Here is a 25,357-nt window from a genome sequence, read left to right as displayed (position 1 = left end):
CATTAAATCCGCTCTTCCTTGAGCGCGCGGCTTACAGAATATGCGTCTGTACGTCCGGGTCTTTGCGATCCAGATAGTGGATAGACTGAATGCGGCGGATGGTACGCGATTTTCCGCGAATCAGCAGGGTTTCGGTGGTGGCAATATTGCCTTTGCGGCTAATACCGTCCAGCAAGTCGCCTTTGGTAATCCCGGTTGCTGAGAAAATTACGTTGTCGCTGCGTGCCATATCATCCAGGCGCAGGACTTTATCGGCCTCAATGCCCATCGCCTGGCAGCGAGCCAGCTCGATTTCCCCGATACGACGGTTCTCTTCGTTGTCGCCTTTTACGTGATGACGTGCCAGCAAGCGGCCATTCATATCACCATCCAGCGCGCGGATGACGGCAGCTGAAACGACCCCTTCCGGCGCACCGCCAATACCATAAAGGACATCGACTTCACTGTCCGGCATGCAGGTCAGAATGGAGGCGGCAACGTCGCCGTCCGGAATAGCGAAAACGCGTACGCCGAGCTTCTGCATTTCAGCGATGGTGGCGTCGTGGCGAGGTTTGGCCAGAATCGTTACCGTCAGCTCACTGAGCGGTTTTCCGAGCGCATTAGCCACATTACGCAGGTTATCGGCAAGCGGCAGGTTGAGGTCGATAGTGCCTTTTGCGCCAGGGCCGACAATCAGTTTTTCCATATACATATCCGGCGCATTGAGGAAGCAGCCTTGATCACCCACCGCCAGTACTGCCAGGGCATTAGCCTGACCCATGGCGGTCATGCGGGTGCCTTCGATCGGATCAACGGCGATATCCACCGCATCGCCTCTACCAGTACCGACTTTTTCACCGATATAGAGCATTGGGGCTTCGTCGATTTCCCCTTCACCAATCACAATGGTGCCGTCAATATTGACCTGATTAAGCATGATGCGCATGGCGTGAACGGCAGCGCCGTCGGCGGTATTTTTGTCGCCGCGGCCCAGCCACTTATAGCCAGCCAGCGCCGCTGCTTCGGTCACGCGGGAAAATTCAATGGCAAGTTCTCGTCTCATAGCAAACTCGTGAAGTGAAAGAAATTGCGCGAAGTTTAACACAGAGAGGGGGCATGGGTGCGGTCAGGTGCGGTGTTGCCTGAGGCCCTCACCCCGGCCCTCTCCCTCAGGGAGAGGGAGAAAACAGAGGTGAGGGGGAGGGGATTACTCGTCGTGCTCTTCCCACGCCAGCGCACGTTTCACGGCTTTTTTCCAGCCCGCGTAGCGAACGTTGCGTTCGGTGGTTTCGATGCTCGGGCGGAATTCACGCTCAATCACCGCTTTCTCCTGCAGTTCGTCCAGGTTCTGCCAGAAGCCCACCGCCAGGCCCGCCAGGTAAGCTGCGCCCAGTGCAGTGACTTCACGCACTTCCGGACGCTCAACGCGGGTGCCCAGAATGTCGGACTGGAACTGCATCAGGAAGTTGTTGGCCACCGCGCCGCCATCCACGCGCAGGGCGTGCAGACGAATGCCGGAGTCAGCCTGCATGGCTTCCAGAACGTCACGTGTCTGGTAGGCGATAGATTCCAGCGTTGCGCGAATGATGTGGTTTGAGTTTACGCCACGGGTCAGACCAAAAATCGCGCCACGTGCATACGGGTCCCAGTACGGTGCGCCCAGGCCGGTGAAAGCAGGCACCACGTAGACGCCATTGGTGTCTTTCACTTTGGTGGCGAAATATTCCGAGTCAAAGGCATCGCTGATGAGTTTCATCTCATCGCGCAGCCACTGGATTGACGCACCCGCCATGAACACGGCACCTTCCAGCGCATAGTTCACTTCACCCGTCGGTCCGCAAGCGATAGTGGTTAACAGGCCGTTTTCTGATTTCACCGCTTTTTCGCCGGTATTCATCAGCATAAAGCAGCCGGTACCGTAGGTGTTCTTCGCCATCCCTTCTTTTACGCACAACTGACCGAACAGCGCTGCCTGTTGGTCACCGGCGATCCCGGCGATAGGAATACGGGTACCGCCTTTACCACCGATGTTGGTCTGGCCGTAGACTTCGGAAGATTTACGCACTTCCGGCAGCATGGCGCGCGGGATATCCAGCGCGTCCAGCATTTTGTCATCCCAGTCCAGATCATGGATGTTGAACAGCATGGTACGGGAGGCGTTGGTGTAGTCAGTAACGTGTACGCGACCCTGGGTCATTTTCCAGATAAGCCAGGTGTCGACGGTACCGAACAGCAGTTCGCCACGTTTCGCGCGTTCGCGAGAACCTTCTACATGATCGAGAATCCACTTCACTTTGGTGCCGGAGAAGTACGGGTCAACCACCAGGCCGGTGGCGCTGCGCACATACTCTTCCATGCCATCGCGTTTGAGCTGCTCGCAGATTTCTGAGGTGCGGCGGCACTGCCAGACAATGGCGTTATAGATAGGCTTACCGGTTTCGCGCTCCCAGACTATGGTCGTTTCACGTTGGTTGGTGATACCAATCGCGGCGATTTCATCGGAGTTGATGTCTGCTTTAGCCAGCACTTCTACCAGCGTTGAGCTTTGCGTTGCCCAGATTTCCATTGGGTCATGCTCTACCCAGCCTGGCTTAGGATAGATTTGTTCGAATTCGCGCTGCGAAACGCTGATGATGTTGGCGTCATGATCCATTACGACGGCGCGGGAGCTGGTGGTACCCTGGTCCAGCGCAACGATATATTTCTTTTCAGTCATGATTTATGTCCCGTAGTCACATTACAGCGGAGCTTTTTGTTGTGAAGTCGTGGTGGCGTCTTTGTCATCTTCCACAGCACAAACGTCACACGGTAAATTACGGCCAATCAGTTTACGATAACCGAAGGCACCCAGTGATGCGCCGACAATCGGCCCAAACAGCGGTACGAGGAAGTAAGGAATATCTTTCCCACCCGTGAAGGCGACATTGCCCCAGCCTGCCAGCCAGGCGAACGCTTTTGGTCCGATATCACGAGCAGGGTTCATCGCAAACCCGGTCAGCGGGCCCATAGAAGCACCAATAACAGCAATCAGCAGGCCAATCAGCAGTGGTGCCAGCGGGCCACGCGGGATCCCGTTGCCGTCATCACCCAGCGCCATGATGACGCCCATCAGAACCGCGGTAATCACCATCTCAACAGCAAAGGCCTGGAAGAAATTGATGTGCGGGTTAGGGTAGGTTGAAAAGATGCCTGCCAGATCGAGACTTTCGACGCTGCCACGCACCATATGGTGAGTTTGTTCGAAATCGAAGAAAAGATTGTAATAAAGCCCGTAAACAAGTGCGGCCGCGCAGAATGCGCCAGCAAATTGAGAAGCAATGAAGGGGACAACTTTGCGCCCGTCGAAGCAGGCAAACAGCCACAATGCAATGGTCACTGCCGGGTTAAGATGTGCGCCGGAAACCCCTGCGGTCAGGTAGATGGCCATCGCCACGCCCAGACCCCAAATGATACTGATTTCCCACTGTCCGAAGCTGGCACCTGCTACTTTAAGTGCCGCAACGCAGCCCACACCGAAGAAAATCAACAACCCGGTACCGAGAAATTCGGCGATGCACTGACCTTTTAAGGTTGAGGTTTGACTCATAATCGGATCCTGCAAAGAGTTTAATGGTTATAGTTTGCATGGAGGGAGAAGACTCCACGATGCCGTGTAGACATACTGTTAATTTATCGTTAACGAGCAAAAACGAGAAATATCGAAATCAAAATGTGTGTACTGCGTCAATAAAATGAGCGTTTTCGCGCGATGAGGCGCGTTTGCGAAGGGGTGCGACAGGATGCGAAGTGTGAGCTGAATCATTTTTGTAACCCTCAATTTAACAATTTATTGAAGCGGACCGCAATTGCACCAGGTTTAGACTGAAAAGTGTTGCAAAGCGCGATCTGCGCGGGTTGTCGCTGGACAGGGGCTAAAGGGCTTCATACAATCGGGTACTAAGACCGTGCGCTAAATACATTAAGGCGTCGCCGTTCACGGAACGCGGTTTTACCCGAGTGGTATATACCCATCAACGCCTTGCAATTCAGGAGAGGTATGACGATGTCATTAGAAGTATTCGAGAAGCTGGAAGCGAAAGTACAGCAGGCGATTGATACCATCACGCTGCTGCAGATGGAAATCGAAGAGCTGAAAGAGAAGAACAACAGTCTGTCCCAGGAAGTCCAGTCCGCACAGCATGATCGCGAAGAACTGGCTCGTGAAAACAACCAGTTGAAAGAACAGCAGCATGGCTGGCAGGAGCGTCTGCAGGCACTGCTGGGCCGTATGGAAGAAGTCTGATTACGCTTCTTCTTTCGTGTTAGCGGCGTTGGCGGCGCTTACTGACCCCAGTCACATCACTGTTTATGTTGCTGGGGATTCGCTCAGTTGCCGCCTTGCTACAACGCATAAAAAAGGCACCTTTCGGTGCCTTTTTTGATCACTCGATATCCAGTGGATCTTCGGAAAGGATGATACCGGTGTTATCGGCATAGAGATGGTCGCCGGAAAAGAAGGTCACGCCGCCGAAATTGACGCGAATGTCGCTTTCGCCGATACCTTCCCCTGCGGCGCCGACCGGAATCGCGGCAATGGCCTGAATGCCAATGTCCAGCTCTTCCAGGTCATCTACCTGACGCACTGCGCCATAGACCACAATGCCTTCCCACTCGTTTTGCAGAGCGATGCGCGCCAGGTCCGCATCAATTAACGCACGACGCACAGAACCACCGCCATCGACCAGCAGTACACGACCACGGCCATTTTCTTCGAGCAGATCGTACAGCAACCCGTTGTCCTCGAAACATTTCACCGTGATGATTTGACCGCCAAACGACGACCGTCCGCCAAAATTGGAGAACAGTGGTTCCACGACGTTGACATCTTCCTGGTAGATGTCACAGAGCTCAGACGTATCGTATTTCATAGGCTTAACGTTCAGTTGCTGCGAGAGTAGTCAGTATATCGCGCATCACGCATTGTTGGCAAAATCATCAATTGTTAATTGATTTTTGTCAGTTAAAACTGCGTCTGACTCAGCATAATTCCAACCACAAACAATAGGTTAGTCAGCAAAGCCCCTTTTACGGTACGTTCGAGCATCGGCGGCATGGCTTTCGGATCCCGCTCGCGCATCACAAAACGCGCCTGTTTGAACAGCAACGGCGCGGAAAAGACGAACAGCCAACCCCAGGCGCTATGCAGCGACAGCACGTTAAACAGCGCCAGGCAGAGAAGGGCTCCGGCCAGCAAACCCGCATGGTAGCGGCGTGCGTTCACCGGCCCTAAGCGCACCACGAGCGTGATTTTGCCATTGGCGCGATCGCTGTCGATATCACGCAGGTTGTTGATATTCAGCACTGCAGTTGCCAGCAGGCCGCACGCCGTAGCCGGCAAGATAATCGCGGGGATCAGCATATGGGTTTGCAGATACCAGCTTCCCATTACGCTCAGCCAGCCAAAGAAAATCAGTACCGAAACATCGCCAAGGCCGATGTAACCGTAAGGGCGTTTACCGACGGTATAGGTAATAGCGGCGATGATCGACAGCGCGCCAAGCACCACAAAGCCGATGAAATCTGTCAGGGTTTGCGAGGCCGCCAGCAGCAACAGCAGGCCCGAGATGCAGCTCAGTACAATGACGATGATGAGCGCACGCTTCATCTGCTCAAGCGAAATCGCCCCTTTTTGCATGCCGCGCAATGGCCCAATTCGGTCAGGCTTGTCGCTGCCCTTAACCGCATCGCCATAGTCATTGGCGAGGTTGGAAAGGATTTGCAGCAATCCGGCGGTGCTTAATGCCAGTACGGCAACCAGCGGATCGAAGAAACCCTGCCACCGGGCCAGCGTCGTCCCTACCACGATAGCGGCAAACGCCAGCGGCAGTGTTTTTGGGCGCAGGCTTTCCAGCCATGCCTGAGTGCGGCTTAAAGGTTGTGCGTCAGTCATAGTCACCAGCCAGTAATAAAAAATGGGGGCATAAGCCCCCATCGGAAATGATGAAAACGTTGTGGCGGGGATTATAAGATAAAACGGCTCAGATCTTCATCTGCCACTAAAGCATCAAGGTGCTTACTCACATAGTCGGCGTCGATGATGATAGTTTCGCCATTCAGGTCGCTTGCGTCATAGGAAATGTCTTCCATGAGGCGCTCCAGAACGGTGTGCAGACGGCGCGCACCGATGTTTTCGGTGGTCTCGTTCACCTGCCAGGCCGCCTGTGCGATGCGTTTAATCCCGTCGTCGGTGAAATCGATGTTGACTCCTTCTGTTGCCATCAGCGCTTTGTACTGCACGGTAACCGATGCGTTTGGTTCGGTCAGAATGCGTTCAAAGTCTTCCGTAGTCAGGGCCTTGAGTTCGACGCGAATCGGCAGACGACCCTGCAGTTCCGGGATCAGATCTGACGGGCTGGCCACCTGGAATGCACCGGAGGCGATAAACAGGATGTGATCGGTTTTGACCATGCCGTGTTTGGTGGAGACAGTACAGCCTTCTACCAGCGGCAGCAGGTCGCGCTGAACACCTTCACGGGAAACATCCGGACCGGAAGTATTACCGCCGCGCTTACAGATTTTGTCGATTTCATCAATGAAGACGATACCGTGCTGTTCAACTGCGTCGATTGCATCTTGTTTCAGCTCTTCCGGGTTCACCAGCTTCGCCGCTTCTTCTTCGATCAGCAGCTTCATCGCATCTTTGATTTTCAGCTTACGCGGTTTCTGTTTTTGCCCGCCCAGATTCTGAAACATGGACTGAAGCTGGCTGGTCATCTCTTCCATTCCTGGAGGTGCCATGATCTCAACGCCCATCGGTGACGCGGCCAGGTTTATTTCAATTTCTTTATCATCGAGCTGGCCTTCACGCAGTTTTTTGCGGAAGGACTGACGTGCAGCAGACGGCTCAGCGACCGTTTCCGGCTGGCCCCAGTTATTTTTTGCCGGGGGGATGAGCACGTCCAGAATACGCTCTTCCGCCATCTCTTCGGCGCGATAGCGATTTTTTTCGATGGACTGCATGCGGACCATTTTCACGGCGGCATCGGTAAGATCGCGGATAATGGAATCCACTTCTTTACCGACATAACCCACTTCGGTGAATTTGGTTGCTTCAACTTTTATAAAGGGCGCATTCGCCAGTTTCGCCAGACGGCGGGCAATTTCGGTTTTACCCACACCGGTCGGCCCGATCATCAGAATGTTTTTCGGGGTCACTTCATGGCGCAGCTCTTCATCAAGCTGCATACGGCGCCAGCGGTTACGCAGGGCAATCGCCACGGAACGCTTCGCCGCATCCTGACCGATAATGTGTTTGTCCAGTTCGCTGACAATTTCGCGTGGGGTCATTTCAGACATGAGGGATCCTTACGCCTTGGTGGTCAATTCTTCGATGGTGTGGAAGTGGTTAGTGTAGATGCAGATGTCACCGGCGATATTCAGCGCTTTCTCGGCGATATCGCGCGCGCTGAGGTCGGTGTTTTCCAGCAGCGCACGGGCAGCCGCCTGGGCATACGGGCCACCAGAGCCAATGGCAATCAGGTCATTTTCCGGCTGCACAACGTCACCGTTACCGGTGATGATCAGTGAGGCCGTTTCATCGGCTACAGCCAGCAACGCTTCCAGCTTGCGCAGCATGCGATCGGTACGCCAGTCTTTGGCCAGTTCCACCGCCGCTTTTACCAGGTGACCCTGGTGCATCTCCAGCTTACGTTCAAAGAGTTCAAACAACGTGAAGGCATCAGCCGTGCCCCCGGCAAAGCCAGCGATGACTTTGTCGTTGTACAGACGGCGAACTTTCTTCACGTTGCCTTTCATAACGGTGTTGCCCAGTGTCGCCTGGCCATCACCAGCGATAACGACATGGCCGTTACGGCGTACGCTTACTATTGTTGTCACGAGCAGACCCCCTGGTTACGAATGCAGAATACACGCCCCGTAGTGATACGGGGCAGAATGCAAGTATAGATGGGGGGGATTTTGGGGGTTTCAACCCCCGGCGGCGAGACGGATGCAGTTTGTGTGACCGGCCATTTTCAGACGGCTAATGGTGCCGTCCGCGTTATCTTTGCCTTTAACCGGGCCGATAACCACGCGATTCCAGCCGTTATTGCTGGTGATGCGAGAGTCAAACCCTTCAAAGGCGAGCTGGGCACGAACGGTCTCTGCCTGATCGGCACCTTTGAACGAACCACACTGTACCATCCAGCGACGTTCGTCTTTTTTCTCGGCCGTTTGCTTCGGTGCCTCTTCATGCGTCACCGGCGCTGCCTGCTGCGTTTTCGGCGCGGTTGCCGTGGTGTGTGCTGGTGTTTGCAGCAAGTCCTGGTACGGCTGTTGGCTGGCGGCGGACGGTTTTTGCTGCGGCGTCTGCTTGGGTGCCTGTACAGGCGCGGTTTGTGCCGTACGTGGCTGCTCTGTTACCCGCGGTGGCGTACGCGTCGGTTGTTCAACCTGAACGTTACTCCACTGCTGTTGTTGCATCTGCTGCTGTACCTGTTGTTGCGCCTGACGCTGGCGTTGCAGCGTTTGCTGACGCTGCTCCTGCGTCTGCTCGTTCCACGGTACTTCGTTCAATTGCGTAGGCTGCTGGCGCATATCTGCCTGCATTTGCGCCAGTAACTGACGTTGTTCGTTCGTCAGTTGCTCCGGTTTTTCCACTTCACCACCCGCAGACGGTTCAGTAGGCGCACGCACGCCTGGCTGGCGGCTTTCCAGCTCTTTGATATAACGCCAGCGCTCTTCCGGTTTTGGCGGCAGACCATTGCCTGCAACCTTCTGGCTTTGCAGCGTTTCAGATTCTTCTTTCTTGTGGTGGGTAATAAAGTACAGGCCACCGATAAAAGCTACCAGTACTGCGGCGGCAATCGCGACCATTGCGGGCGAGACAGCGGATACGCTACGTTGCTTCTTCCTTGAGCTACTCTTTTTTTGCCGCGAAGGAGCCGACTGGCTGCGGCGTACATAATCTCGTTGTGCCACTATCGTTTCGCTGTATTTATTTCGTTTGTCAGCCCGTCATGTTACTTAAGCGACGGGCTTTTGACCAGAAGAGGGATTCCGATAACGCATTTACGTTAAGTCAACGCCTTAGTTGACCCACGTATGACCAATTCGCAATCCAGTAATCGGGAGCCGCTGCTTACCGTATGACCTTGTAACTGTTCGAGTAGTAACAGCATTGCTTCACGACCGATATCGAAACGCGGCTGGGCGACGGTAGTAAGAGGGGGATCGCAGAATTCAGCCAGCGAAATGTTATCGAAACCAATAATGGACAAATCATGCGGCACTTTCAGGCCGCGGCGCTTCGCATAAGACAACGCGCCGAGCGCCATCACGTCGCTGTGACAAAATACCGCAGTAGGCGGCTTCGGCAGAGAGAGTAACCGTTCCAGCGCCTCGCCACCGGCGGCAAAGGTAAAGTCGCCACGGGCAATATAATGCGGGTCAACGGTAATACCGGAGCGACGCAGCGCCTGTACATAGCCCTGCAGGCGGTAGTGGCACAACGGCATCTCTTCCGGTCCGGCGATGCATCCAATGTACTGATGCCCCTGCTCGCGCAGGTAATTCACGGCATTGAAGGCGGCGGTCAGGTTGTCGATATGTACCGTGGGCAGTTCCAGTTCCGGGGCAAATTCATTCGCCATCACCATTGGCGGCAGGTTACGTTGTTCTTCGATGCTGGCATCGAAAGGCAAGCGCGAACCGAGCAGCAGCATCCCGTCTATCTGCTTAGTGATGATTAAATCTATAAAGGTTTTTTCTTGCTGATTCTGATGCGCGCAATCGCCGATCAGAACCAGATAACCATTTTCTGCGGCAGTGACTTCGATACCACGGATAATTTCACTAAAAAACGGATCGCAAATATCCGGCACGATCACCAGGATCGTCCGGGATTCATTACGTTTAACATTACGTCCCATCGATTGCGGCAAATAACCCACTTCCATTGCCGCCTGCTCAACCCGATTGCGGGTAGCCTGCGACACTTTATCCGGGTTCATTAACGCACGGGACACCGTTGCCGTGGACACCTTCGCTTTAACGGCAACATCTTTCATGGTCGCGGCTGCAACCTGATTCCTGGTCTTCACCTTCTTCTCCTCGCATGCGCGGCGCAGGCGCAGACACATTTTTATCAGATAGTTAATCTAATCGGTTACAGAATTTTCATTAAAAATGTGATGAAAGTTGAATTTTTCGAGGTGCCTCGCAACCTTAGCCCTCGATAGGGTCCACATCCAGCACCCACTTCACTTTGCGTGCCTCAGGTAAGGTGTTGATAAGCGTAAGCGTGCCGCTGACAATCTGTTGCAGGCGTACTCGCGAAGGGTGTTGCAGCAGGAGCTGCCAGCGCCAGCGCCCGGCACGCTTGGGTGCCAGTGCCGGAACCGGACCAAGCACCCAAAGATGCTGGTCCGCCAGCGGACTGGATTGCAGCAGATTTTTCAACTGTTGCAGGAACAACGGCGCCTGCTGGTTGTTATGATCTTCCGCACGGATGAGCACATGGCTGGTCCAGGGGGGAAGCTGGAGCGTCTGACGCTCCGCCAGCGCCTGCTCAGCGAAGGTGTCGTAGCCTTTATGCAGAAGTGTCTGCAACAAAGGGTGTTCCGGATGGTGGGTTTGCAGTACGACTTCCCCTTGTTTCCCTGCGCGCCCGGCCCGCCCTGAGACCTGGGTATAAAGCTGCGCAAAGCGTTCTGCAGCGCGGAAATCGGCGGAGAAGAGCGCGCCATCGACATCCAACAGGGCAACCAGCGTGACGTCCGGAAAATGGTGCCCTTTCGCCAGCATCTGTGTGCCGATAAGAATACGCGCACCGCCACGATGCACTTCCGCCAGATGCTGTTCGAGCGCGCCTTTACGACTGGTGGTGTCCCGGTCGATACGTGACAGCGGAACCCCAGGAAAAAGCGGGGCGAGCGCCTGCTCCAGTTGTTCTGTGCCCAGCCCAACCGGCATCAGATGGGTTGAGCCGCAGGAAGGGCATTGCCGTGGTACCTGGCGCTGGCTGTCGCAATGGTGGCAACGTAAATGCTGTTGAGCCTGGTGTAACGTGTAGTAATGATCGCAGCGCGGACATTCGGCAATCCAGCCGCAGTCGTGACACAGCAGCGCTGGCGCGAAGCCTCGACGGTTCAGGAACAAGATGACCTGATTGCCCGCCTGCAAGTGTTGGCGCATACGATTCACAAGGGCCGGAGAGAGCCCTGCCTGTAGCGCCTGACCTTTTAGATCCAGCACATGTTGTATGGCGGGACGGGCGTTGCCGGCGCGGCGCGTCAGGCGCAGCATCCTGTATTTACGCGCACGCACGTTGTGGAGCGTCTCCAGTGCGGGCGTCGCCGAGCCGAGTATGATCGGAATTTGCTCGCTGTGGGCACGATAAACGGCCAGGTCGCGTGCATGGTAGCGCCACCCTTCCTGCTGTTTATAAGAGCTGTCGTGTTCTTCATCGATCACGATCACGCCCAAATTTTTAAAAGGGGTAAACAGCGACGAGCGGGTGCCAATCACAATTGCCGCTTCGCCGTTTTTGGCTTTTAGCCAGGCGGACAGGCGTTCACTGTCATTCAATCCGGAATGCAGTACCTCGACCGGGGCAGAAAAGCGTTCACGAAAACGGGCGATGGTCTGCGGCGTCAGGCCGATTTCCGGTACCATCACCAGCGCCTGTTTCCCCTGTGCCAGCACATTCTCCAGTACGCTGAGATAGACTTCTGTTTTGCCTGAACCGGTTACACCTGCCAGCAGCCAGGCTGAGAATTGATCCGCCGCGCTGTGGATCGCTCCCACTGCCGTAGCTTGTTCGGTATTAAGCCGCAGACGCTCGCCGCAGACGGAAAAGCCATGCCGCCAGTCATGATGCGCTGGCTCCTCACTGTTGAGTTCTGCCAGCCCTTTCGTGCGTAATGACTGGAGCGCGGCGTCGTTGAACTCAAGCTCCGCAACCTGATGACGCCAGATGCGTCCCTGGCGCAGGGCCGCCAGCGCCTGTTGCTGTTTTGGCGAACGTTTAAGGCTATTGAGATCGACCGCCTGCCCCTGCTCGGTCGCAAACCAGAACCACTGCACTGCTGCACTGGCCGGTTTACCCTGGCGTAGGGGTACAGGAATGGCGTTGAAAAGTACATCGCCAATGGCGTGGTGATAATAGTCTGCCGCCCAGAGCAGAAGCCGCCAAACCGGGACGGAAAAGACGGGGTCGCTGTCCAGCACCTCGATCACGCTTTTCAGCTCATCGAGCGGCAATTCGCTGGTCTCACCGACGGAAACCACAATCCCCACCCGTTGCTGGGTGCCAAAGGGTACGCGCACCCGGCAGCCCGCGCTGGCCACCATGCTATCAGGAAGCAGGTAGTCAAAGGTGCGGGGCAACGGTACGGGTAGCGCTACATGGGCGACGGGCATCTCAGGATCCTGACTTGAAAACTGGCGGGATAGTATACACATTGTTAAAGGTGGGGCGCGGATCAGTTTGCATACGTTGGTTAATTTCTGTATGATTCGCCGCCTTTGGTACGTATTCACGCGCCAGAGATCCACTAATACATTAACTCGCGTGGTGTCTGGCGTTAGGGCTGGAAGAGCGACGCGGCCTTAAACTGAGGTTTCCCATGAAAAAAGGTATTCACCCGAATTATGTAGCTATTACTGCAACCTGTTCTTGCGGTAATGTCATCAAAACCCACTCTACCGTGGGTCACGACCTGAACCTGGACGTGTGCGGCAACTGCCACCCGTTCTTCACTGGTAAACAACGTGTAGTTGATACCGGTGGTCGTGTTGAGCGTTTCAACAAACGCTTCAGCATCCCGGGCAGCAAATAAGTTGCCTGATGAAAAAAGCGCCGCAAGGCGCTTTTTTTGTCCCTGAATTCCGCGTCCTTCCTGCGATCATCTTCCTTCCCATCATCCCAGACTGTAATTTTCGCAACGTTAGTTCTCTTGATTTGGCACATCGTTTCTATTTGTTGGGTCTATTGTTTCAGTTGGTGACATTGAGCTGATGTATCTTTGCTTTTTTGCCACTTAACCGGAATGCTGGCAAAAACTCAAAGGTTTGTACATTTACACTAAAATACAATTCCTCACGTTATTAGGACATTTTTAATTTGTAGCTGTCTTTCACTCGTTACGCTGGCCTGCGAATCCATAGCTACACGCTTTTCTTTTATTGAAATTTACGTCAAAGAGGAATTTCCATGAAGTTGAAATATGCGTTGTTATTACTGCCGGTACTGGCAGGAACAGCCCATGCGGGTTACGTAGACTATCGTCATGAATATTATGATGATGGACGTAACTATGATCGTGTTTATATTTCCCAACGATTTGCCAGCGGTTTTGGGGTAGCGTTAGAAGGTATTTCCCGTTCTGATGATGCGGATGCTAAAAAACCGCTGAATAATATGGAAACGAACGGGATTGAGTATACTGCCAACTACCAGTTTACCTGGAGCAACCTGATATGGCTTCCTGGTATTGCCATTGAAACGGATGAAAATCAAACAATTTACAAGCCATTCGTGCGTGTTCAATACAATATCAACGAAAATTGGTGGACAGCATTCCGCTATCGCTTCGAGTACACCCGCCGTAACGCGCAGGGCCGTGATGACCGCCGTATTGATCGTCCGGAAGCGTGGATTGGTTATAACACCGGTAACTGGATGTTTGAGCTTAACGGTATTTATAAATTTGCCGAAAATGAGAATATTTATAACAACACTAAACAAGATTACGAATATAATTTCCGTGTTGCGTATAAAGCAGGTAATTGGGTGCCATTTGTTGAAGTAGGTAACGTGTCTTCGGGTTATAAAACAGCGATTACTGATGATCGCCAGACGCGTTATCGCGTTGGTATTGGTTATAACTTCTAGTTACCTCTCTTTCTGTGTCTGAATAATGCGGCGGCAATATATATTGCCGCCGTGTCCGCTCGCAATTTTTAAGTCGAGATTTTATATTTCGCTAAGGATTGGGTAAAACAATGTCTACACGCAAACCGGGTTTAGTGAATTATCTGGCGTACGGCTCCGGAGATTTTCTGGGAGCGGGTACAACAGCACTGACTGCCGCATGGTTACTTTATTTTTATACGACCTTTTGCGGCTTGACGCCGATTGAGGCGACATTTATTTTCGCCATGGCCAGGGTATTGGATGCCGTAGTCAGCCCACTGATGGGTTATCTGACCGATAACTTTGGCAATACCTGGCTCGGTAAACGATTTGGTCGCCGTAAGTTCTTCATTCTGCTCGGTATCCCGTGCGTATTTTCCTATACGCTGATGTGGGTCGGCCACATGAACTACTGGTACTACTTATTCACGTACCTGCTGTTTGACGTGGTGTACACCATGATTCTGGTGCCTTATGAGACGCTGGTGCCGGAGATGACCGATGATTTCAAACAGAAAACCAAGTTTTCCGGAGCGCGTATCGCGCTGGCACAGCTTTCCGCCATTCTGGCTGCTTTCCTGCCCGGTATCCTGTTGAGTCACTTCGGTAAAGACAATGCTGTTTCTTTCTTCTATGCCAGCATCGTCTTTGCCGTGATCTGCGCGATAGTATTGACGCTGGTGTGGATTTTCACCTGGGAGCGCCCACGTGATGAACAAGCGGAAGCCGTTAAACCAAAACTGACCCTGGGACAAAGCCTGGGCCGTCTGATCATTGAATTGAGTTCCACCTTCCGTATCCGTATTTTTCGTCAGCATCTGGGGATGTATCTTGGCGGATATATTGCACAGGACGTCTTCAACGCGGTCTTCACCTACTATGTGGTGTTTGTGTTGATGCAGAGTCCGACGCTGGCCTCCAGTCTGATGGGAACCATGGCGATTCTGCAGTTTATCGCGGTTATGGGGATGATCCCGCTCTGTATTCGTTTCGGCGCTGCGCCGTCTTACCGTATTGTCGTGGTGCTGTTTGGTCTGGCTGCGGTTTCCTTCGCCCTGCTGTCGCTGGCTGGACAGAGCGATAATATGTCGCTGCTATTATTTATTTCGGGTATTGCCGGGTTAGGGCGTGGCGGCATTAACTATATTCCGTGGAACATCTATACCTATATCGCCGATGTGGACGAGGTGGTGACGGGTCAGCGTCGCGAGGGTATTTTTGCCGGGATCATGACCCTAACGCGTAAGGCCTCTCAGGCTGGCGCAGTGATGCTGGTGGGCATTGTGATGCAAATGTCCGGTTTTATTTCCGGGCAGAGCACACAGGTGCCGGGAGTGAGCCATACCATCCTGATGATTCTGAGTATCGGCACCGTGCTGGTGCTGTCGATCGGTTTCCTGGTGTCGTTGCGCTTTCGTCTGAACTTGTCCACGCACAGCGTTCTGCGTGAAGAGACGGCAAAAATGCGTAGTGCGGGCCGCCTGACGCCGGAATCCATTACGCCGCAGGCGCGTAAGACGGTGGAAATGCTGGCGGGTATGCCTTACGAAAAACTGTGGGGCAATAATGATATTGGCTACACCAACCGGCAGAAGGCACGTGAAGTGCAATCGCACGCGTCAGCCGTGTAGGCGATCATTTGAGTGAAATTTTTTGTGATGAAGGTCACAAAAATATTGCTGGCGACATGGAAGAGGCATAGACTTTTCACAGCGAAAGACATCATTAACAACGCGTGAAAGGATATGACTATGCTAAATGCACTGAAAAATGTCGTTGTGTCTTATTTTATTTCTCTGGCAGAGGTTCACCCGGAAGTGACCCGCTTCTGATTGAGCCAGCGCAACAGACAGTCCAACAAAAAGGCAGAAGATTTCTTCTGCCTTTTTTGTTGTCACCCCTAAACCACCTCCTGGGGAGGTGGTGATTGATCCTGTAAGGCTATAGCCTGAAGAATGCCCATGCCGGAATATCTCTGCTTACTCACCACAAGTAAAAGGAGACAAACCGACATGGGGCTTTACAGGAGTTCATCACATGTATATTGGCGTTGCAAATACCACATAGTATGGACGCCAAAGTACCGTTTCAGGATCCTGAAAGATAATCTGGGCAAGGAACTTTACAGGACAATCTACATCCTATGCGGAATAAAAGATTGTGAGGTTCTGGAGTTAAATGTTCAGCCAGATCATGTACATCTGGTTGTAATAGTCCCGCCGAAAATCTCGATATCAACCCTGATGGGGCATCTGAAAGGCCGCAGTGCAATCAGGCTCTACAATCGTTTTCCACATATAAGAAAGAAACTATGGGGTAACCATTTTTGGTCCCGTGGCTACTTTGTCGATACGGTGGGAGTGAATGAAGAAATTATCAGGAGATATGTGAGGCATCAGGAGAAAAAGGAACAAACGCATGAACAGCAGATGGAATTGCTAGAGTAGTAACAGGAAGGAGACAGTAGCCCCCCTTATAGGGGGCATTCTAAAAAGCCACCTTCTAAGAAGGTGGTCTTTTACTTATCTCTGCTCCATTACTGGGGATAGCAGTACACATTCAGGCATGCTCTGTGGTTATCCACTGCGTGTATAACGCTTCCCGCCGTTAACGTAAGCGACGTATCCAACGTCCCCCCTGCGCTTTACAGCCCCTTGGCCGTCCATTTTTTTGCGACGGTTTCCAGTTGCGGGGCGTCAAATAACGCTTGTGGCGAGATCACTGTTTCGTTCAGCGGGATATTACGCCCGTAACGCTCGTTGAGTTTGGCGCGCACGACCGGGGAGTTCAGATCGAACTCTTTAAGTTTCTGCAGCTTACCCGGCTGTATCCCCAGCGCACGGTCATACACCTTCCACACCACTTCTGAGCAATACTGGCGCTCATCGGTCCATGAAAATGCCAGGTCATAGGGTTTGCCGAGGTAGCGCGTTGCCGTCTGCACCAGTTTTTGCTGCTGTGAAATGGAAAGCCCACCTTTCACGCGGCGGATGATGTAGTGCCCTTTTTCCCCACAGTTGATGAATTTTTGCAGTGGCGTATAGACCACCGGGCCGATGGCTTCAAAAACATAGGGGACATTGTTACGCAGCACGATCATGCCAGTGTGGCTAAAGCGCGAATGAGTGGCTTGCTGGATAGCTTTACTTTGTGACGAGCGAGACATCTGAAAGATGATATCGCCCGTCTGCGGTTCATAAGCCAGAACCGGGAAAACCATCACCGTGAGCAGCAAGAAGACAAACTTCTTTGTCATGATTTACATCCTTGTTCGAGACAAAAAAGGCGATTCAATCCATGAGCCGCCTTTTTAAATCAGTACTCCCACGTATCGGGGTCGATACCCAATTCGCGCATAATCACTTTTGCCTCTTCCGGGATTTCGTCGCTGCGCTCTTTCCGCAGGTCTTCATCGTTGGGCAACGGTTGGCCGGTAAACGCATGCAGGAATGCCTCACACAGCAGTTCGCTGTTGGTGGCATGACGCAGGTTATTAACCTGACGACGGGTGCGCTCATCGGTGAGGATTTTTAACACCTTCAGAGGAATGGAAACCGTAATTTTTTTTACCTGTTCACTCTTCTTACCGTGCTCAGCGTACGGGCTGATATATTCGCCGCTCCATTCAGCCATGAGATACCTTTAATCCTCTCAGTCATTAATAAAAGGTCAGAACCTGATCAATGCAGCGCCCGGACCATAATCTCGCGTAGTTTACCGTAGAGTCAGTACCGTGACACGGTGTATCGCTCTGCGCCACTTCACTAAAGCATATAATTTTAACGGCTATTGCGATTTTGCTCAATCTATACGCAAAGAAGTTTAGATGTCCAGATGTATTGACGTCTATTATTCTTATGTTTACTCTGGTGCCTGACTTTTCATCCATTAAGCCAGGAAGCCTTCACCATGACGCGTAAACAGGCCACCATCGCAGTGCGTAGCGGATTGAACGATGACGAGCAATACGGTTGCGTTGTTCCGCCAATTCATCTCTCCAGCACCTATAATTTCACCGGTTTTAATGAGCCACGAGCCCATGACTATTCACGCCGTGGTAATCCGACGCGCGATGTCGTGCAGCGTGCGCTGGCAGAGCTGGAGGGTGGTGCGGGTGCCGTGATGACCAACACTGGTATGTCGGCGATTCATCTGGTGACCACGGTTTTTCTGAAACCGGGCGATCTGCTGGTTGCGCCGCATGATTGCTATGGCGGCAGTTATCGTCTTTTCGACAGTCTGGCAAAACGCGGCTGCTATAAGGTTTTGTTTGTCGATCAGAATGATGAGCAGGCATTAAAAGCGGCACTGGCGCAAAAACCAAAGCTGGTGCTGGTGGAAAGTCCGAGCAACCCATTGTTGCGCGTCGTGGATATTGCGAAAATCTGCCAACTCGCGCGCGAGGTCGGTGCGGTCAGCGTGGTAGATAACACCTTCCTGAGCCCGGCGTTGCAAAACCCGCTGGCGTTAGGCGCAGATTTGGTATTGCATTCATGTACTAAATACCTGAATGGCCACTCGGACGTTGTCGCGGGCGTGGTGATTGCCAAAGACCCGGATACCGTCACAGAACTGGCATGGTGGGCGAATAATATCGGCGTCACCGGTAGCGCCTTCGACAGCTATCTGCTGTTGCGTGGCCTGCGTACCCTGTCTCCACGTATGGAAGTGGCGCAGCGTAACGCCCAGGCAATCGTTGAGTTTCTGAAAAAGCAGCCGCTGGTGAAAAAACTTTATCACCCGTCGCTGCCGGAAAATCAGGGGCATGAGATTGCCGCACGTCAGCAGAAAGGCTTTGGCGCAATGTTGAGTTTCGAACTGGATGGCGATGAGCAAACACTGCGTCGCTTCTTAAGCGGTTTGTCATTATTTACGCTGGCGGAATCGTTAGGTGGGGTTGAAAGCTTAATCTCCCACGCTGCCACGATGACACACGCGGGCATGGCGCCGGAAGCACGTGCCGCCGCCGGGATTTCAGAGACGTTACTGCGTATCTCAACCGGCATTGAAGATGGTGAAGATTTGATTGCCGACCTGGAAAATGGCTTCCGGGTCGCGGCTGAGGGATAAACATGAGTGTGAATGCGCAGGCAGGGGCGAAGGTTCGTCAACTGCATAAGTTTGGTGGGAGCAGTCTGGCTGATGTGAAATGTTACCTGCGCGTCGCGGGGATCATGGCGGAATATTCGCAACCGGGCGATTTAATGGTCGTTTCGGCAGCCGGCAGTACCACTAACCAGTTGATTAGCTGGCTCAAATTGAGCCAGACCGATCGTCTCTCTGCGCATCAGGTTCAGCAGTCGTTACGTCGTTATCAAAGTGAGCTGATTGCCGGGCTGTTACCAGCTGATGTGGCTGACGGTCTGATTAGTGAGTTTATTCGTGACCTTGAGCGGCTGGCCGGGTTGCTTGATGCCGGCATTACCGATGCGATCTATGCCGAAGTGGTGGGGCACGGGGAAGTGTGGTCTGCGCGTCTGATGTCTGCCGTACTAAACCAGCAAGGGCAGGCCTCAGCATGGCTTGATGCGCGAGAGTTTCTGCGCGCGGAACGTGCGGCTCAGCCGCAGGTCAACGAAGGCACTTCCTGGCCGCTGTTCCAGCAACTGCTGGCGCAGCATCCGGACAAACGTATCGTTGTGACGGGCTTTATCAGCCGCAACGAGGCGGGCGAAACCGTGCTGCTGGGGCGCAATGGTTCTGACTATTCGGCAACGCAAATTGGCGCATTAGCCGGGGTTACCCGCGTGACGATCTGGAGCGACGTGGCCGGCGTATACAGCGCCGACCCGCGTAAAGTGAAAGATGCCTGTCTGCTGCCGTTGCTGCGTCTGGATGAAGCCAGCGAGCTGGCACGTCTGGCGGCGCCGGTACTTCACGCCCGAACCTTGCAGCCGGTTTCCGGCAGCAATATCGATTTGCAGTTGCGTTGTAGCTACAACCCGGAGCAGGGTTCCACGCGTATTGAGCGCGTACTGGCATCCGGCACGGGCGCCCGTATCGTCACAAGCCATGATGATGTTTGTCTGATCGAATTTCAGGTGCCTGCCGGGCAAGATTTCAAACTGGCGCAACGTGATATTGATGTGATCCTTAAGCGCGCTCAGGTTCGTCCGCTGGCGACAGGCGCTCACGCGGACCGTAATCTTCTGCAGCTCTGCTACACCTCGGAAGTGGTGGATAGCGTCTTTAAACTGCTCGACGAAGCCGGTCTGCCGGGCGAACTGCGTTTGCGTCAGGGGCTGGCTCTGGTGGCAATGGTCGGGGCTGGCGTTTGCCGTAATCCGCTGCACAGCCACCGTTTCTGGCAGCAGTTGAAAGGCCAGGCCGTGGAATTCGTCTGGCAGTCAGATGAAGGTATCAGTCTTGTCGCAGTGCTGCGCGTAGGGCCAACGGAAAGCCTGATTCAGGGGCTGCACCAGTCATTGTTCCGTGCGGAAAAACGCATTGGCCTGATGTTGTTTGGTAAAGGCAATATCGGGTCTCGCTGGCTCGAGCTGTTTGCCCGCGAACAGAGCGCATTGTCTGCCCGTACCGGGTTCGAATTTGTTCTTGCAGGCGTGGTGGATAGCCGCCGTAGTTTATTGAATTACGAGGGGCTCGACGCCAGCCGGGCGCTGGCCTTCTTCAATGATGAGGCGGTCGAGCAGGATGAAGAGGCGCTATTCCTGTGGATGCGCGCGCACCCGTACGATGATCTTGTTGTGCTGGATGTCACGGCAAGCCCGCAACTTGCCGACCAGTATCTGGATTTTGCCAGTCACGGCTTTCACGTGATCAGCGCGAATAAACTGGCAGGTGCCAGCAGTAGTGACAAATACCGTCAGATCCACGACGCGTTTGAAAAAACCGGGCGTCGCTGGCTGTATAACGCCACCGTCGGAGCCGGGTTGCCGGTAAACCATACGGTTCGCGATCTTATCGATAGTGGCGATAGTATTCTGGCCATCAGCGGTATCTTCTCCGGTACGCTCTCCTGGTTGTTCCTGCAATTTGACGGCACCGTGCCGTTTACTGATTTGGTCGATCAGGCCTGGCAGCAGGGGCTGACCGAGCCGGACCCGCGCGTTGATCTTTCCGGTAAAGACGTGATGCGTAAGCTGGTCATTCTGGCGCGCGAGGCGGGTTATGACATCGAACCCGACCAGGTGCGCGTGGAGTCCCTGGTACCGACGAGCTGTGAAGAGGAGTCTATCGACCATTTCTTTGAAAATGGCGATGAGCTCAATGAGCAGATGACACAGCGTCTGGAGGCTGCTCGCGATATGGGGCTGGTGCTGCGTTATGTGGCGCGTTTCGATGCCAACGGCAAAGCGCGTGTGGGTGTGGAAGCGGTGCGTCCGGAACACCCTCTGGCGGCGCTACTGCCTTGCGATAATGTGTTTGCCATCGAAAGTCGCTGGTATCGCGATAACCCGCTGGTGATCCGTGGGCCGGGAGCTGGCCGCGATGTCACCGCCGGAGCGATTCAGTCAGATATCAATCGTCTGGCACAACTGCTGTAGTCGTCTCTTTTCGCCCTCTCCCCGTGGGAGAGGGCCGGGGTGAGGGCATCAGGCTGCACTAATCCCCTCCGTATCCTGAACCTTTTTCATCTTCGCTGAACATTCCTCACGCAGTATGATGATTTTCCAGTTGACGTGCGTCGGCTTTTCCGTCATTTTTACATCTGGACGTCTAAACGGATAGATGTTCGTAGCGCAACAAATAACAACACGCGATTGATGAGGTAAGGTATGAGCTTTTTTCACGCCAACCAGCGGGAAGCCCTGAATCAGAGCCTGGCTGAAGTGCACGGTCAGATTAATGTTTCATTTGAATTTTTTCCGCCGCGCACCAGTGAAATGGAACAGACCTTGTGGAACTCTATTGATCGTCTGAGTAGCCTCAAGCCGAAATTTGTCTCCGTCACCTACGGCGCCAACTCCGGCGAGCGCGACCGCACCCATAGCATCATCAAAGGCATTAAAGATCGTACCGGTCTTGAGGCGGTGCCGCATTTAACCTGTATCGATGCAACCCGTGATGAACTGCGTGCTATCGCCAAAGATTACTGGGACAACGGTATTCGCCATATCGTGGCGCTGCGTGGCGATCTGCCGCCGGGAAGCGGTAAGCCGGATATGTACGCTGCCGACCTGGTGACGTTGCTTAAAGAGGTGGCGGATTTTGATATCTCCGTTGCCGCTTATCCGGAAGTGCATCCGGAAGCAAAAAGCGCGCAGGCCGACTTGCTCAACCTGAAGCGCAAAGTGGATGCGGGCGCTAATCGCGCAATTACCCAGTTTTTCTTCGACGTAGAGAGCTATTTACGTTTCCGCGACCGCTGTGCGTCAACGGGCATAGATGTTGAAATCATCCCGGGGATCCTGCCGGTCACCAACTTTAAACAGGCAAAGAAATTTGCCGACATGACCAACGTGCGTATTCCGGCGTGGATGTCACAAATGTTTGAAGGGCTGGATGACGATGCCGAAACCCGCAAGCTGGTGGGCGCCAGCATCGCCATGGACATGGTAAAAATTCTCAGCCGTGAAGGGGTTAAAGACTTCCACTTCTATACCCTGAACCGTGCGGAAATGAGCTACGCCATCTGCCACACACTGGGCGTACGCCCGGCAGTATAAGCCAGCGGAAAACGCCGGGTGATCGCATCATCCGGCAACGCTGTATGCCACCTCGCCACCGCAGAACGTGGTGTGCACATCATAATTATCCTCCAGCACCACAATATCTGCGTCATAACCGCGTTGAAGCTTGCCTTTGTGTCCGTCCAGCCCCAGCAGGCGCGCCGGGTTAATCGTGCAAGATTTCAATGCCGCGCCAAACGGCACCATCGCTCTTTCTACCATATTGTATAAGCCGCGATTAAGTTGCAGCGTGCTGCCAACCAGGACACCATCTTCGCGTCGTGTTGCGCCATCTTCACCCAGAATCATGGGTTCGCCGCCGAACATATAGCGGCCTGGCGGGCAGCCTTTGGCTTTCATCGAGTCGCTGATCATGATGACGTAGTCATCATTTTTCAGGCGATAGAGGTGCGATGCCGACACCAGACCCACGAAAATGCCATCGGCGATGACTTCGCCGTACAGCCCATCCAGGCGAAAGGCTGCGCCGAGCAGGCCCGGTTCGCGGTTTACATATTTCGCCATGCCGTTGTAAACATGGGTAACGTTTTTGGCGCCGTTAGCGACGGCTTCCAGCGCCTGTTCAAACGTGGCGTCTGAATGACCCATATTGACGACAATCCCCCGCTGCGTGCAGTAACGGGTGAGGGCGAGATCGGCATCCTCTTCTGGCGCCAGAGTAATGGCGATGATGCGATTGTTGGCGGCCTTCTCAAAACCCTGAAACTGCGCGATGTTCGCCGGACGGATTTGTTTTTCCGGCTGTGCGCCGCGGTATTTCTGGCACAGGAACGGGCCTTCAAAATGGATGCCGAGGATTTCCGCGCCCGCGTTGCCTTCATCCATTACACGGGAGATATTTTCCAGCGCCGCCAGCAGCGTGGCGTCTTCATCCGTCACGGTGGTCGGACAAAATGCCGTGACCCCTTCTGCCGGAAGATTTACCGCCCAGCGGCGCAGGCCTTCCGGATCGTTTTCATTGGTGTCGTAATTCCATCCACCGTGAGCATGGCTGTCAATCAGGCCAGGGATAATACGACGCGAGCCGAAATCATGGGCGGCATGGTGCGTCAGCCCGATGGCAATGTGACTGATTCGTCCCTCTTCTACGGTGATGTTCGCCGGATAAAACCCGCCGGAGAGCCAGACACGTTCACTTTGGATGATCATACGCTCACCTCAATGACGAAATCAGCGATGCTGCTTCGTTGTCGCACATGACGGTTACATTCGGATGCAGCAGCAGGAAAGAGGCCGGAAACATCGGGTCGATGGCTGTGCAATCGTGCAGTTGCTTCATGACCTGGGCTTTGGATTGACCGTTGGCGATCAGTACAATCTCTTTACTTTTCAGTATGGTGCCCATGCCGAGGGTGATAGCCTGACGCGGCACGTCTTCCTGGCGCGAAAAGAAACGCGCGTTCGCCTCGATCGTCTCTTCGTTTAGATTGATGACATGGCAAACCGGGCTATGGGTAGCCTGCGGTTCATTAAAGCCAATATGCCCGTCGTGACCAATGCCGAGTACGGTCATATCAAAATCGCCATGATCGACAATCGCACGTTCATAGCGGGCGCATTCTTCATTCAGGTCTTTTGCCAGCACGTCGGGAACGAAACGGTTCTCCGGCGGCACATTGGCATGCTGATAGAAGTGGTGATCAAGAAACCAGTAGTAGCTCTGGGGATCGTCTTTTTTCAGCGGGATGTATTCGTCAATATTGAATGAAAAAGCACGGGAGAAATCCGCCTCTTTTTCCTGCGCCATGCGGCTCATCTCTGCCAGCAGCCCAACCGGCGTACCACCTGTAGGGAGCGCCATCACTAAATCGGGTTTGCGGGCAAGCGCTTTAGCTACGCGCCGGGCTGCAAGCGCGCTCATCTCTTCGTATGACTGGGTAATAATAAAATTCAGCATCTTTTTTCCTTAACCGCCGATGGTGGCTTTTAAGCCAATATCTTCGGCGTACTGTTTAATCTGCTCGGTCATTTCGCGCTGTACGGGGGGAATCCCGTTAAGCAAATAGGGCATGCCGAGTTTTTCGTATTTACCGATACCGTAGATGTGATATTCGAGAATATCGACCTGCTGTACGGCACTGCCCAGGCTGCGAATAAACTCAAGCCGTTTACGAATATCTTCCGGCTGATCGTTGCGTGTCGGCACGATCACCATCCGTGCCAGGATCGGCTTACCCGTTGCCGCGATCGTTTTAGCATTTTCAAGAATCAGTCGGTTATCTACGCCGGTACAGGTGAGATGGATTTCCGGATCGAATGCTTTGAAATCGTAGGAGACCATGTCCACCGCATCGACCAGCGGCAACAGTTTGTCGCGACGTATATTACCTGCGGTGTCGAGACAAAGATGAACTCCCGCTGCGCTGAGAATGTGTGCGGTTTCGGTAACAAACTCTGCCTGCAGGGCGGGCTCGCCGCCGGAGAAGGTGACGCCGCCGCCGCTTTCGTCGTAAAAGGTTTTATCCCGCAGCAGCAGATCTGCCAGCGCCTGCGAGGTCATCTCCTTGCCAACCTTTTCATAGGCGTCGTAGGGGCAGGCATCAACCATATCCAGCAGGTTAGTGCAGCGTTTACGGTCAATGACCACGCCATGGCCGGGTTCGGCGAAGGTGATGGCGTTATTGGCCGCCGCCTGCACGCAGGTGCCGCACTGGCGGCACCGCTCCTTGAACCAGAAGACGTTGAATCCTGACCTGAGCGTTTCAGGATTTGCGCACCACTGGCAGCGCAGGTTGCACTGCTGCATAAACACCGTACTGCGCAGCCCCGGACCATCCTTGGTGGAATAACGCTGAATACGTGAAATCAGGCCAGTTTTCATATCACCTCACAC

23 protein-coding genes are annotated in these 25,357 nt (G+C 53.7%); 8 read left to right on the top strand and 15 right to left on the bottom strand.

The annotated features are described in order from the left end of the window. Nucleotides 1-31: 31 nt before the first annotated feature. From glpX to AB182_RS24570, 3 genes are all read right to left on the bottom strand, one after another. Complete coding sequence (glpX, locus tag AB182_RS24580) at nt 32-1,042, bottom strand: class II fructose-bisphosphatase (RefSeq protein WP_047372359.1); 1,011 nt, start codon at nt 1,040-1,042, stop codon at nt 32-34. A gap of 144 nt (nt 1,043-1,186) precedes the next feature. After that, nucleotides 1,187-2,695, bottom strand: coding sequence for a glycerol kinase GlpK (gene glpK / locus AB182_RS24575; protein WP_047372358.1), 1,509 nt, complete (start codon nt 2,693-2,695; stop codon nt 1,187-1,189). A gap of 21 nt (nt 2,696-2,716) precedes the next feature. Next, complete coding sequence (locus AB182_RS24570; RefSeq protein ID WP_039077302.1) at nt 2,717-3,565, bottom strand: MIP/aquaporin family protein; 849 nt, start codon at nt 3,563-3,565, stop codon at nt 2,717-2,719. Nucleotides 3,566-4,015: 450 nt separating this feature from the next. Between AB182_RS24570 and zapB the strand changes: the two genes are divergently transcribed. Continuing rightward, nucleotides 4,016-4,261: a septal ring assembly protein ZapB gene (zapB, locus tag AB182_RS24565; protein ID WP_103245119.1), complete on the top strand. Its 246-nt coding sequence runs from the start codon at nt 4,016-4,018 to the stop codon at nt 4,259-4,261. Between the two features lie 139 nt (nt 4,262-4,400). Here zapB and rraA read toward each other — a convergent pair whose 3' ends face one another. The 7 genes from rraA to priA form a co-directional block, all read right to left on the bottom strand. Further along, nucleotides 4,401-4,886 (bottom strand): ribonuclease E activity regulator RraA, encoded by a 486-nt coding sequence (gene rraA / locus AB182_RS24560; RefSeq protein WP_039077301.1) that lies wholly within the window; start codon nt 4,884-4,886, stop codon nt 4,401-4,403. Between the two features lie 92 nt (nt 4,887-4,978). Next, a complete protein-coding gene (gene menA / locus AB182_RS24555) occupies nt 4,979-5,908 on the bottom strand; it encodes a 1,4-dihydroxy-2-naphthoate polyprenyltransferase (protein ID WP_047373430.1) in 930 nt (309 codons plus the stop codon). 71 nt (nt 5,909-5,979) lie between these two features. Then, complete coding sequence (hslU, locus tag AB182_RS24550; RefSeq protein WP_047372357.1) at nt 5,980-7,314, bottom strand: HslU--HslV peptidase ATPase subunit; 1,335 nt, start codon at nt 7,312-7,314, stop codon at nt 5,980-5,982. A 9-nt stretch (nt 7,315-7,323) separates the two neighbouring features. Further along, entirely contained in the window at nt 7,324-7,854 is a 531-nt protein-coding gene (gene hslV, locus AB182_RS24545) for an ATP-dependent protease subunit HslV (protein ID WP_039077299.1), read from the bottom strand. A 90-nt stretch (nt 7,855-7,944) separates the two neighbouring features. Further along, nucleotides 7,945-8,937 (bottom strand): cell division protein FtsN, encoded by a 993-nt coding sequence (gene ftsN / locus AB182_RS24540; RefSeq protein WP_071845949.1) that lies wholly within the window; start codon nt 8,935-8,937, stop codon nt 7,945-7,947. A 95-nt stretch (nt 8,938-9,032) separates the two neighbouring features. Then, complete coding sequence (gene cytR, locus AB182_RS24535) at nt 9,033-10,058, bottom strand: DNA-binding transcriptional regulator CytR (protein WP_047372355.1); 1,026 nt, start codon at nt 10,056-10,058, stop codon at nt 9,033-9,035. A gap of 124 nt (nt 10,059-10,182) precedes the next feature. Beyond that, nucleotides 10,183-12,378, bottom strand: a complete 2,196-nt coding sequence (priA, locus tag AB182_RS24530; protein ID WP_047372354.1) for a primosomal protein N' — start codon at nt 12,376-12,378, stop codon at nt 10,183-10,185. Between the two features lie 206 nt (nt 12,379-12,584). Here priA and rpmE point away from each other — a divergent pair, with 206 nt between their 5' ends. The 4 genes from rpmE to tnpA all read left to right on the top strand — a co-directional run bounded on the left by rpmE (nt 12,585) and on the right by tnpA (nt 16,320). Then, entirely contained in the window at nt 12,585-12,797 is a 213-nt protein-coding gene (rpmE, locus tag AB182_RS24525; protein WP_039055221.1) for a 50S ribosomal protein L31, read from the top strand. 374 nt (nt 12,798-13,171) lie between these two features. Further along, the gene (locus AB182_RS24520; RefSeq protein ID WP_047372353.1) at nt 13,172-13,852 is read left to right on the top strand and encodes an oligogalacturonate-specific porin KdgM family protein; all 681 of its coding nucleotides are present in this window, start codon (nt 13,172-13,174) and stop codon (nt 13,850-13,852) included. Nucleotides 13,853-13,962: 110 nt separating this feature from the next. Beyond that, nucleotides 13,963-15,504 (top strand): MFS transporter, encoded by a 1,542-nt coding sequence (locus tag AB182_RS24515; protein ID WP_047372352.1) that lies wholly within the window; start codon nt 13,963-13,965, stop codon nt 15,502-15,504. Nucleotides 15,505-15,885: 381 nt separating this feature from the next. Further along, nucleotides 15,886-16,320 (top strand): IS200/IS605 family transposase, encoded by a 435-nt coding sequence (gene tnpA / locus AB182_RS24510; protein WP_047370884.1) that lies wholly within the window; start codon nt 15,886-15,888, stop codon nt 16,318-16,320. 197 nt (nt 16,321-16,517) lie between these two features. Here tnpA and AB182_RS24505 read toward each other — a convergent pair whose 3' ends face one another. After that, nucleotides 16,518-17,129, bottom strand: a complete 612-nt coding sequence (locus tag AB182_RS24505) for a YiiX family permuted papain-like enzyme (protein WP_047372351.1) — start codon at nt 17,127-17,129, stop codon at nt 16,518-16,520. 59 nt (nt 17,130-17,188) lie between these two features. After that, complete coding sequence (metJ, locus tag AB182_RS24500) at nt 17,189-17,506, bottom strand: met regulon transcriptional regulator MetJ (RefSeq protein WP_007369220.1); 318 nt, start codon at nt 17,504-17,506, stop codon at nt 17,189-17,191. 276 nt (nt 17,507-17,782) lie between these two features. Between metJ and metB the strand changes: the two genes are divergently transcribed. The 3 genes from metB (at nt 17,783) to metF (ending at nt 22,500) form a co-directional block, all read left to right on the top strand. Beyond that, nucleotides 17,783-18,943, top strand: coding sequence for a cystathionine gamma-synthase (gene metB, locus AB182_RS24495; RefSeq protein WP_047372350.1), 1,161 nt, complete (start codon nt 17,783-17,785; stop codon nt 18,941-18,943). A 2-nt stretch (nt 18,944-18,945) separates the two neighbouring features. Further along, complete coding sequence (locus tag AB182_RS24490; protein ID WP_047372349.1) at nt 18,946-21,378, top strand: bifunctional aspartate kinase/homoserine dehydrogenase II; 2,433 nt, start codon at nt 18,946-18,948, stop codon at nt 21,376-21,378. A gap of 231 nt (nt 21,379-21,609) precedes the next feature. After that, the gene (gene metF, locus AB182_RS24485; protein WP_047372348.1) at nt 21,610-22,500 is read left to right on the top strand and encodes a methylenetetrahydrofolate reductase; all 891 of its coding nucleotides are present in this window, start codon (nt 21,610-21,612) and stop codon (nt 22,498-22,500) included. A gap of 27 nt (nt 22,501-22,527) precedes the next feature. Here metF and nagA read toward each other — a convergent pair whose 3' ends face one another. From nagA to AB182_RS24470, 3 genes are read right to left on the bottom strand one after another with little or no spacing between them, the layout of a single operon-like run. Beyond that, nucleotides 22,528-23,673: an N-acetylglucosamine-6-phosphate deacetylase gene (nagA, locus tag AB182_RS24480; RefSeq protein WP_047372347.1), complete on the bottom strand. Its 1,146-nt coding sequence runs from the start codon at nt 23,671-23,673 to the stop codon at nt 22,528-22,530. A 4-nt stretch (nt 23,674-23,677) separates the two neighbouring features. Further along, entirely contained in the window at nt 23,678-24,421 is a 744-nt protein-coding gene (nagB, locus tag AB182_RS24475) for a glucosamine-6-phosphate deaminase (RefSeq protein ID WP_047372346.1), read from the bottom strand. Between the two features lie 9 nt (nt 24,422-24,430). Continuing rightward, entirely contained in the window at nt 24,431-25,345 is a 915-nt protein-coding gene (locus AB182_RS24470; protein WP_047372345.1) for a glycyl-radical enzyme activating protein, read from the bottom strand. Between the last annotated feature and the right edge of the window lie 12 nt (nt 25,346-25,357).

Origin of the sequence: Phytobacter ursingii, assembly GCF_001022135.1 — a bacterium.
GTDB lineage: Bacteria > Pseudomonadota > Gammaproteobacteria > Enterobacterales > Enterobacteriaceae > Phytobacter > Phytobacter ursingii.
Note: the sequence above shows the minus strand (reverse complement) of the source record. Positions and strands in the feature narration are given on the sequence as shown.

Bases quoted from the DNA above. Each gene is read 5' to 3' on its own strand.
- glpX (WP_047372359.1), bottom strand. From the start codon at position 1,042: ATGAGACGAGAACTTGCCATTGAATTTTCCCGCGTGACCGAAGCAGCG.
- glpK (WP_047372358.1), bottom strand. From the start codon at position 2,695: ATGACTGAAAAGAAATATATCGTTGCGCTGGACCAGGGTACCACCAGC.
- AB182_RS24570 (WP_039077302.1), bottom strand. From the start codon at position 3,565: ATGAGTCAAACCTCAACCTTAAAAGGTCAGTGCATCGCCGAATTTCTC.
- zapB (WP_103245119.1), top strand. From the start codon at position 4,016: ATGACGATGTCATTAGAAGTATTCGAGAAGCTGGAAGCGAAAGTACAG.
- rraA (WP_039077301.1), bottom strand. From the start codon at position 4,886: ATGAAATACGATACGTCTGAGCTCTGTGACATCTACCAGGAAGATGTC.
- menA (WP_047373430.1), bottom strand. From the start codon at position 5,908: ATGACTGACGCACAACCTTTAAGCCGCACTCAGGCATGGCTGGAAAGC.
- hslU (WP_047372357.1), bottom strand. From the start codon at position 7,314: ATGTCTGAAATGACCCCACGCGAAATTGTCAGCGAACTGGACAAACAC.
- priA (WP_047372354.1), bottom strand. From the start codon at position 12,378: ATGCCCGTCGCCCATGTAGCGCTACCCGTACCGTTGCCCCGCACCTTT.
- rpmE (WP_039055221.1), top strand. From the start codon at position 12,585: ATGAAAAAAGGTATTCACCCGAATTATGTAGCTATTACTGCAACCTGT.
- AB182_RS24520 (WP_047372353.1), top strand. From the start codon at position 13,172: ATGAAGTTGAAATATGCGTTGTTATTACTGCCGGTACTGGCAGGAACA.
- AB182_RS24515 (WP_047372352.1), top strand. From the start codon at position 13,963: ATGTCTACACGCAAACCGGGTTTAGTGAATTATCTGGCGTACGGCTCC.
- tnpA (WP_047370884.1), top strand. From the start codon at position 15,886: ATGGGGCTTTACAGGAGTTCATCACATGTATATTGGCGTTGCAAATAC.
- AB182_RS24505 (WP_047372351.1), bottom strand. From the start codon at position 17,129: ATGACAAAGAAGTTTGTCTTCTTGCTGCTCACGGTGATGGTTTTCCCG.
- metJ (WP_007369220.1), bottom strand. From the start codon at position 17,506: ATGGCTGAATGGAGCGGCGAATATATCAGCCCGTACGCTGAGCACGGT.
- metB (WP_047372350.1), top strand. From the start codon at position 17,783: ATGACGCGTAAACAGGCCACCATCGCAGTGCGTAGCGGATTGAACGAT.
- AB182_RS24490 (WP_047372349.1), top strand. From the start codon at position 18,946: ATGAGTGTGAATGCGCAGGCAGGGGCGAAGGTTCGTCAACTGCATAAG.
- metF (WP_047372348.1), top strand. From the start codon at position 21,610: ATGAGCTTTTTTCACGCCAACCAGCGGGAAGCCCTGAATCAGAGCCTG.
- nagA (WP_047372347.1), bottom strand. From the start codon at position 23,673: ATGATCATCCAAAGTGAACGTGTCTGGCTCTCCGGCGGGTTTTATCCG.
- nagB (WP_047372346.1), bottom strand. From the start codon at position 24,421: ATGCTGAATTTTATTATTACCCAGTCATACGAAGAGATGAGCGCGCTT.
- AB182_RS24470 (WP_047372345.1), bottom strand. From the start codon at position 25,345: ATGAAAACTGGCCTGATTTCACGTATTCAGCGTTATTCCACCAAGGAT.